Annotated in this window: 9 protein-coding genes; 3 read left to right on the forward strand and 6 right to left on the reverse strand. The window is 60.7% G+C overall.

From position 1 onward, the window contains the following. From JF616_10530 to JF616_10545, 4 genes are all read right to left on the reverse strand, one after another. A partial coding sequence (locus JF616_10530; protein ID MBW8888179.1) for an MMPL family transporter occupies positions 1 to 1,088 on the reverse strand: 1,088 nt, incomplete at its 3' end. Positions 1,089 to 1,280: 192 nt separating this feature from the next. After that, positions 1,281 to 2,213: an HTTM domain-containing protein gene (locus tag JF616_10535; GenBank protein ID MBW8888180.1), complete on the reverse strand. Its 933-nt coding sequence runs from the start codon at positions 2,211 to 2,213 to the stop codon at positions 1,281 to 1,283. Then, on the reverse strand, positions 2,210 to 2,761 hold the full coding sequence (locus JF616_10540; GenBank protein ID MBW8888181.1) for a hypothetical protein: 552 nt from the start codon (positions 2,759 to 2,761) through the stop codon (positions 2,210 to 2,212). Before JF616_10540 ends, JF616_10535 begins: the two co-directional genes overlap by 4 nt. A gap of 254 nt (positions 2,762 to 3,015) precedes the next feature. Beyond that, positions 3,016 to 3,699, reverse strand: coding sequence for a response regulator transcription factor (locus tag JF616_10545; GenBank protein ID MBW8888182.1), 684 nt, complete (start codon positions 3,697 to 3,699; stop codon positions 3,016 to 3,018). Between the two features lie 340 nt (positions 3,700 to 4,039). Between JF616_10545 and JF616_10550 the strand changes: the two genes are divergently transcribed. The 3 genes from JF616_10550 to JF616_10560 all read left to right on the forward strand — a co-directional run bounded on the left by JF616_10550 (position 4,040) and on the right by JF616_10560 (position 6,672). After that, positions 4,040 to 4,738 carry an ATP-binding cassette domain-containing protein gene (locus JF616_10550; GenBank protein MBW8888183.1) on the forward strand — a complete coding sequence of 233 codons (699 nt, stop codon included), beginning with the start codon at positions 4,040 to 4,042 and terminating at the stop codon, positions 4,736 to 4,738. Further along, positions 4,735 to 6,018 carry an ABC transporter permease gene (locus tag JF616_10555; protein ID MBW8888184.1) on the forward strand — a complete coding sequence of 428 codons (1,284 nt, stop codon included), beginning with the start codon at positions 4,735 to 4,737 and terminating at the stop codon, positions 6,016 to 6,018. The genes JF616_10550 and JF616_10555 overlap by 4 nt, the downstream gene beginning before the upstream one ends. A 102-nt stretch (positions 6,019 to 6,120) precedes the next feature. Beyond that, on the forward strand, positions 6,121 to 6,672 hold the full coding sequence (locus JF616_10560) for a hypothetical protein (GenBank protein MBW8888185.1): 552 nt from the start codon (positions 6,121 to 6,123) through the stop codon (positions 6,670 to 6,672). 44 nt (positions 6,673 to 6,716) lie between these two features. Here the strand turns inward: JF616_10560 and JF616_10565 are convergent, their stop codons facing one another. Together JF616_10565 and JF616_10570 are read right to left on the reverse strand one after the other, a co-directional pair. Further along, on the reverse strand, positions 6,717 to 7,085 hold the full coding sequence (locus tag JF616_10565) for a hypothetical protein (protein MBW8888186.1): 369 nt from the start codon (positions 7,083 to 7,085) through the stop codon (positions 6,717 to 6,719). 76 nt (positions 7,086 to 7,161) lie between these two features. After that, positions 7,162 to 7,315, reverse strand: a 154-nt coding sequence (locus JF616_10570) for a Na+/H+ antiporter NhaA (GenBank protein MBW8888187.1), incomplete at its 5' end; no start/stop codon positions are given.

Raw genomic sequence — 7,315 nt, forward strand, 5'->3', positions numbered from 1 at the left:
GTGAAATCGATGCCCATGCCGAACAGGATGGAAACCACGAAGGCGGTATACAGGTTCAAATCGCCATAGACCCAAGTGGTCATGGCCAAGGTGAGGATGCAGGATAGGATGGCCTGTATCAGGATGACGGCCATGGTCCCGATGGATCGGAAGTAGACCGCGATGATGAGGATGTTGAGGCCGACCGAAATCACGGTGGCCAGGATGCCGTTGGCGGAAAGCGAATTCACTTCCGCCAGTTCGCGGTAGGGCCCTTCTACGCTCGCTTGCAGGTGCCCGTTGTATTCGGCCTTCAAGGGATCGAGCAGTCCATGGCTGCGGGACACCACCGTCTTCACGAAATCGAAATCGGAGCTGGGCTTGGACAGGGAAGCCTGTACCAGCGCCACCAGGCGTCCATCCTTGGCGCGGCCCATCAGGCGGGAATGCAAGGAGTCGGGAAGGCCCGCTTTGGCGTCCAGGGCGGGGTCCGGCTGCTTGCCGTTCTTCAGGAAGCGCGCGAAGGATTCGGCCGCTTCGTCGGGCAGGCCCAATTGCTGGGGCAGATCGGCATCGAACCAGGGTTTCTCGGGCCCGGCCGGGGCGGGTTCATCGTCGAGGAGATCGACGGTCAAGGGACCGCGATGGCCCAGATCCAGGCGCAAATCCTCGATGCGGGCGGAGATGCGCTGCAGTTGATCGATCGGGAGATAAAGCAGGGCGTGGCTGCGGAAAAAGGAATTATCCCGGGAGACCTGCACATAGACGACTTCGGGCCATTGGCGCAGGGAATCGGCCAGGCGATCCTGTAAACGGGCCAGTTCGGCGGGATCGTCCATGGACAGGGCGATGGTATACAGGTCCGAGCTTCCCAGGCGCGCCTTGGCCTGTTGCATGGCCCGGATTGTCTCGGTATCCTTCGGCAGGAGCGCATCCAGATTCGGATCAACCTTGAGGCGGGTGGAATACCAGGAGCCCAAGACCCCCACTAATACGGAAGCCGCCACGATCAGGAAGCGGTAACGGCGCGAGAAAGCGATATAGGCGGCGAGCAGCCTGGTGAAAAGTCCGGAAGGGGAGCGCGAGGGTCCGCGGCCCGTGGTATCCATCTTTATCCTCGTTCGCCGCGGTAGCTTGGTTCAAATAGCCGGGCGGGATAAAGTATACAACCTTCAGGGACGGGAAGGTGTTCGGCGCTCCCCTACAGCCACCCGAACACCCGAAAACTCACCATCAGGGCCACGGCTATAACCACTACTCCCGCGAATCCCAACCAGAATATCTTCTGATCTTCGCTCATCTTACCCTCCTGCGATTTTCCTGCCGTCATTTCCGCGGAACCCATCCCGCAGGGCCTTCCGTGGCCAAGCGAAGAAGGCCTCCAACCAAGCCGGCGGCGCGAAGGCCCCGGTTACGTAAACGCACATCAGAAGCCCGAACCAGGCGACGGGCCCGAAGCCGATGCCGATGAAGGCATGCATTCCCAGGGCCGCGCAGAGGGCCGGGAGCCGGGTCCACGGCAACATGAACCACAATGGCGCCCCCACCTCCAAACCCATCACCACCCAGCGGAGCCCATGCCAGAACCCGAGCGGCACGTGGCGCGCCAGGAAATAGGACCCCCAGGTCTGATACGAATCCTGCAGATGGCTGAAGAGCACGTTGGGCTCGCGCAACCAATCCCCGCGTACCTTGGCCAGACCCGCCAGGCAGTAGAAGAGCACCAGCAGGACCTGGAAGAAGCGCGCATTGCCCCAGGTGCAAACGGTTTTCGCCGCACTGCCGCGGCGAAGCGCATCGAGGGAGATCCGTTCCCCGCACGGGGTGAAGATCAAGGCCAGGATGAGGACGGCCCCCAGCTTGCTGACGGTGAAGGCCGCCAGGCGATCGGCAAGCGCCAGGTAAATGAGACAGACCGCGAAGAGGGCCCCCGTTAGGCGGGTGTAAAATCCTAGGCAGAAGGCCGTACCCGCGGCGACCGTGGCGGCGCAAAGGGCCCAGGCTTGCCACACCTGCAGAGGCGCGAGGTAAAGCGGCTGACGCCAATCCCCGGTTGCCATGCGCGGCACGGAAAAACCGTTCACGCTGAGCCAATCGGAGGCATGGACCATGCGCAAGGAAAGGAAGCCGAGGATGGCGGGCGGCAGGCATACCCTTAGAAAGGCGAGGCGAATCAGGGGTTGCGGGGAGAAAAATGCGGAAAGCCAATTCACCGGTATTGCGGTCCTCTTCATCGGTCGCCTGACCCGCCCTCCGCTCCGGGCATGACCGGTTCGGAGCAACGTTCGGCCGCCCTACGGGACGTGGAGCGATACCAGAGATGGTGGGGCACGTCTGCATATTCGGTCAGAGGCTTGCGGGTATACCGGACGACTTCGGAAGGATCGTTTGGGAGCGGAAGGATGAGGCTCATGAAGCGTACGCCTCCGATGCGGTCCGGGCCCGTCTCGGTCGCGACCGGCGGGTAATGGCTGACGCAGTAATCGTCCAAGGCTTTCAGCACCGCGGGAGTCTGCCGATAGAAATGCATGAGGCGATAGAATCGGTTCTCCTTGTTGCCGGCCAGCATGGGGAACAGCTTGCTCATGTCCAATTCCACGAAACGCTTTTGCCCGCAAAGCCAGCCTTCGGCGCGGTACTCGATGATCCCGGAACTGGCATCGGGAAACAGATCGGCGATCTGCGCGAAAAACAGGATGGGACCAGGGACCACGGATCGCAGGCCCCTAGCGCGGACGTGATCGGCGATGAGGACGGCGAAATACGCCAGGGCAATAGCCACAAGGGCGACGCGGAGGGGAGCGGGGCCGAAATTCCGGGCGACGTTCTCTCCCCTCGCAGGGTCATCGGGCATTAGAAGTGGTCTCATAAATGGGTTCGTAGCGGAGGCCGAGCGAGGGGGTCAAGGGCAAGGCCGCAGGCCTCGAAAACCCGGAGAGCGTACCTAGAAGGTACGCCGACGGGTTTGAGAGGCCGAGAACGCAGCCCTTGGCCGCCGCAGCCGGCCGGAGTAGAACGCATTTATGAGACCACTTCTTAGGCCGGCTCGCCGGTGCGCAGCACGTAGCCGACGCCCACCAGGGTATGGATCAATTTCTCCGGGAAGCCTTTATCGATTTTCTTGCGGAGAAAGCTCACGTATACGTCGATGACGTTGCTTTCGGAATCGAAGGAAGTCTCCCAGACCTTTTGCGCGATCTCGGTGCGGGTGATGACGCGGCCATGATTGCGCAGGAAGTATTCCAGTAAAGCGAATTCCCGCGCCGTCAGCGCGAGGTTCTGCCCGCCGCGGCTCACCTTGCGGGTGATCAGATCCATCTGGAGATCGGCGAGGCGAAGGAGCCCCGAAGACGGTAGGTTTTCCCGCCGCCGCATCAGCGAACGTAAATGCGCCAGCAGCTCCCTGAACTCGAAGGGCTTGGGCAGATATTCATCGGCGCCCGCTTCCAGCCCCTGCAATTTGTCTTCCGTCGAATCCAAGGCCGTGAGGATGAGGATGGGCACCCGGACATCGAAGGTGCGGATGGCGCGGCACAGGGCGAAACCGCTTTTGCGCGGCAGCATCAAATCGAGGATGATGGCGTCGTAGGTGCTGCCACGCGCCAGCCTCTCCCCTTCCATGCCGTCGTGGGCCATGTCCACTGAATAGGATTGCTCAATCAGGCCGCGGCGGATGAACGCGGCGACCTTCTTCTCATCCTCGACGACCAGGATTTTCACGGCTATCCCCGCGGCGGCCATTGACTAAGGGAACATCTTACCTGACGCTTCCTTCGCCGCACGTCAAAGAGGGTAGCAATTCGGAATTAGGGGGGGATTAAAACGGGATTAAAAATCGCTCCCGGGCCCGGGAACCCGTGCTCGGGCCCTGGAAATGTGATAGCTTGGAAGGGATTCCGCCTGGAATGAATCCAGGAATGCTTTCCGGCGACCCGTCGGAACACCGCCGCGGGCCGGATTCAGGCGCCGGCCCGGCGGCGGAATCGGGCGCGAACCGGCAAACCCGTTCGCTCCGGGAGGCGCCCGCCGGCCGATGCGCATCGAAGTAGATGATATCGTTATGAAGATTACAGGACGCGATAAGCCCCTGTTCGCCTTGTCCCGCCTGGACATCCCTTCCGGATCCCGCCTTTTGATCGAGGGCCCCAGCGGCAGCGGGAAATCCACCTTCCTGCACTTGCTGTCCGGCCAATTCCTCCCCGCAAGCGGCCGTATCTCGGTGGGTGGCGAGGCCATCACCGGCATGGACGAGGACGCGCGCTGCCGCTTCCGCCGGCGCCACTTCGGCATCCTCTTCCAACGCTTCAATCTCATCGGGCATCTGACCGCCTTGGAGAATACCTTGGTGGGCTTGGAGGCCTTGACTAGGGAGGACCGCGATCGCGCCGTTGCGGCGTTGGATCGGTTGGGGATCGCCGAACTTCGCGATCGTAGGGCGGCCACGCTTTCGCCAGGCGAGAGCCAACGCGTGGCGGCGGCCCGATTGTTGGCCCGCCCTCCGGACGTGATTCTCGCCGATGAGCCGACCTCCAGCCTGGACGGTCCCCATGCCCGCGCGGTTATGGACGCCTTGTGCGAAGCTGCGGGAGCGCGGGGCGAAGCCGCGGGAGCAGTGACAGGAAAAGCGAAGGGAGGAGCGGCGGGTAAAGCGACCGACGGAGCCGCGGCCGGCAGGACCCTGATAGTGGTCAGCCACGACCCGCGCACGCGCGAACATTTCGACGCTCCGCGGGATTTCCTGAGCTTGATCGACACATGAGTCCTTGGCGCCTGGCTTGGGCCGATTTCTCCCGCCGCCGCGGCCCCGCTTCGTTGTCCGTTGCCGCGCTGTCCCTCGCCATCGCGCTTTCCGGAATGCTGTTCCGCCTCGCGAAGGTGGCCGAAGCGCGCTTCGCGGGACTGGCCCGCGCCGGCGACGTCATCATCGGGGCCAAGGCGGGCGAAGTCGCCATCGTGCTCGGCTGCCTGAACGCGGAAGGCCCCTACCCCGGCTTCATCCCCGACCGTCTCTACTTCAGCCTGCGCAACCACGAGAAGCTGAGCGCCTCCGGAGGCGCGCCCGAGCGGCCGTTCCACAAAGTTATCGTGCCCATGCTCTATGGAGGGAGGTTCCACGGTAGACCTATCATCGGAACCAATGCCGACGTTCTGAAATTATCCGGGCCGGGGTTCACGTTCGGATTAAACCAAGGTAACTGGTCATCTGATTCGGGACAGGCCGTGCTCGGGGAACGTATCGCCCGCGAGGCCGATCTTAAGGTAGGAGACACGTTCCTGGCGGCGCCTTGGCCGGAATCGGGAAACGCTGATGCGTCCGGTGGCGCGGATGATGCCTCCATTAAAGCGGATGGATGGGTGATCCCTTATCCTTTGAAGGTCTCCGGCATACTTGGGCACATGGGGAATTCTTGGGACGCGGCCGTCTTCACAAATCTACCGGAAGCCCGTCGCCTGTTGGCCCGCGGGGGCTTACTGGCGAATTCGGTCTGGGGATCCGATGTCCTCAATTACATGCTGATCGAAACGCTACCGGGCCGCACGGAGGCCCTGCGCGATCTGGTCGACAAGCGGACGGTGGCCCAGTTCGTGAAAGTGGATGAGGGCCTGGCGACCCTGCGATCGTTGACCGCGTCGGGACGGGCGATGGGCGGGGCCGCCGCGATATTGTCCCTTTTGCTTTCGGCCTTTTGCCTGCTGGGGCTATCGATCGGTTCGCTGGAAGAAAAGATCCGGCATTTCTCCATGCTACGGGCCATGGGTTATACGGGCCGGGAACTGCGGGCCATGGCGCTATGGCAGGGCCTGCTGCCCGCTGCCCTTGGCTGTGTGGGCGGAGCGGTTTTGGATGCGTGTCTGTTTCCTTTCTTGCGGGGGTATTTGCGGAGCGCTTTGCCTTCGCGGGCGGATGTGCCATCGTATCTCTGGGAGAGCGGGCCGGTGTGGCTGGCCTTCGCAGGGATGGCGGTGGCGGCGGCTTTGCTCCCGTATTGGCTCTTCCGGCGGCGGTCGGCGCAGGCGGCAATCCAGGGGCTGTCTTGAAAGGAACCCGGTAAACCCTAGAGGGCTATTCGTGTATTCGTTTTCCCCCGATAAATATTTAAGATTTGAATCCCCTCAAGAATAACTACGCGGAGCGGTATAATGAAAATCATCTTATCCGCTTTTTTGTTTCTGGTTACGGGTTGCGCGCCTCGATACCTGCTCTACTCAGTGGAAAAGTTCCCGGGTCTGCAAATAAATGGGACGATTAAATCGATCAGAATCGAGGATAAAAGGGGGGAGCAACAGAAAATTCATGTCGCCTTCTTAAATCCCAATCACCCAAGCATATTCAAGAGCCCGCTTGATTCGATAGACTCTTCCGTAATTTTCGCGCAAGCAAAACGAAATTGGACCGGCATTGGAAAAAACGCATCCATAATCATAAAAGTGGATGAGGCGCAGGTCGGATACCAGGTCTTCTTCTGGCATGCTGACGAATTCACCAAGGTAAAAGTTACAACGCAGGTACTTTTGGAACAAGGTGAGGTTGGAGAGTGTTCGGGCAATGCGGAATTGCAAAGAAAGTCCCAAAAAGCATCCGAGAAGACCATGAAGAGGATGTTCGACGAGACATTGGAATTGGGCGTATATAAGTGTCTTGAAGCGATAAAGACGCAAATTGATCAGCGTACTGCTTGGCCGAAGACGTGAGCGATTTCATCAAGTCGCATCCGATCAGGCCTTTGTTCTACGTCCTACACGATCTTACTCGGGATCAAAGCATCCTCATCGAACCCGTACACCGAACAAATCCGGTGATATCCGTCGGCGATGATGAGCCCCCCGCTCCCGTCGCGCACCAGAAGCAAAGGCGAAAGCGGCTTGCCGGCCTTAATCTTCTTGCGATTGCGCTCCACGTGCAGATTACTCACGCCCAGCAGGGTCAGACGGGAAGCCCGGAAAATATCCTTAGCCTTGAAGAGCGTCACCGGCGCGCGCCGCAACTTCCTAACTAGCCGGGCCACTTCCTTCGCGGGGAAGACCAAGGTGAGATATGATTCGGAGGCCGGGTAATCGTGTTCTTCGGGTTCTTCGAGCCAGCGGATTTGCAATTTGGATGGCATACGTCCAGGGAAATCTAATCTCGCGAGCCCGATAGAACCGGCATGTCCCTCAGAGGACGGTAATTTCTTCGGCTTCCTACCCGCGTTCAGCCGGGAGCAGCCGCAAGAAGACGTAACCCAGCAAGCCGGCGGCGAAAGACGCCAAGAAAATCGAGACTTTGGCCGCATCCAGTTCGCCGCCCGCGCCGAAGGCCAAACCCGCGATGAAGATGGACATGGTGAAGCCGATC

The organism is Fibrobacterota bacterium, from assembly GCA_019509785.1.
Lineage (GTDB): Bacteria > Fibrobacterota > Fibrobacteria > UBA11236 > UBA11236 > Chersky-265.

Excerpts from the sequence above, each read along its gene's own strand:
- JF616_10535 (MBW8888180.1), bottom strand. The coding sequence starts at position 2,213 with ATGAAGAGGACCGCAATACCGGTGAATTGGCTTTCCGCATTTTTCTCC.
- JF616_10550 (MBW8888183.1), top strand. The coding sequence starts at position 4,040 with ATGAAGATTACAGGACGCGATAAGCCCCTGTTCGCCTTGTCCCGCCTG.
- JF616_10555 (MBW8888184.1), top strand. The coding sequence starts at position 4,735 with ATGAGTCCTTGGCGCCTGGCTTGGGCCGATTTCTCCCGCCGCCGCGGC.
- JF616_10560 (MBW8888185.1), top strand. The coding sequence starts at position 6,121 with ATGAAAATCATCTTATCCGCTTTTTTGTTTCTGGTTACGGGTTGCGCG.
- JF616_10565 (MBW8888186.1), bottom strand. The coding sequence starts at position 7,085 with ATGCCATCCAAATTGCAAATCCGCTGGCTCGAAGAACCCGAAGAACAC.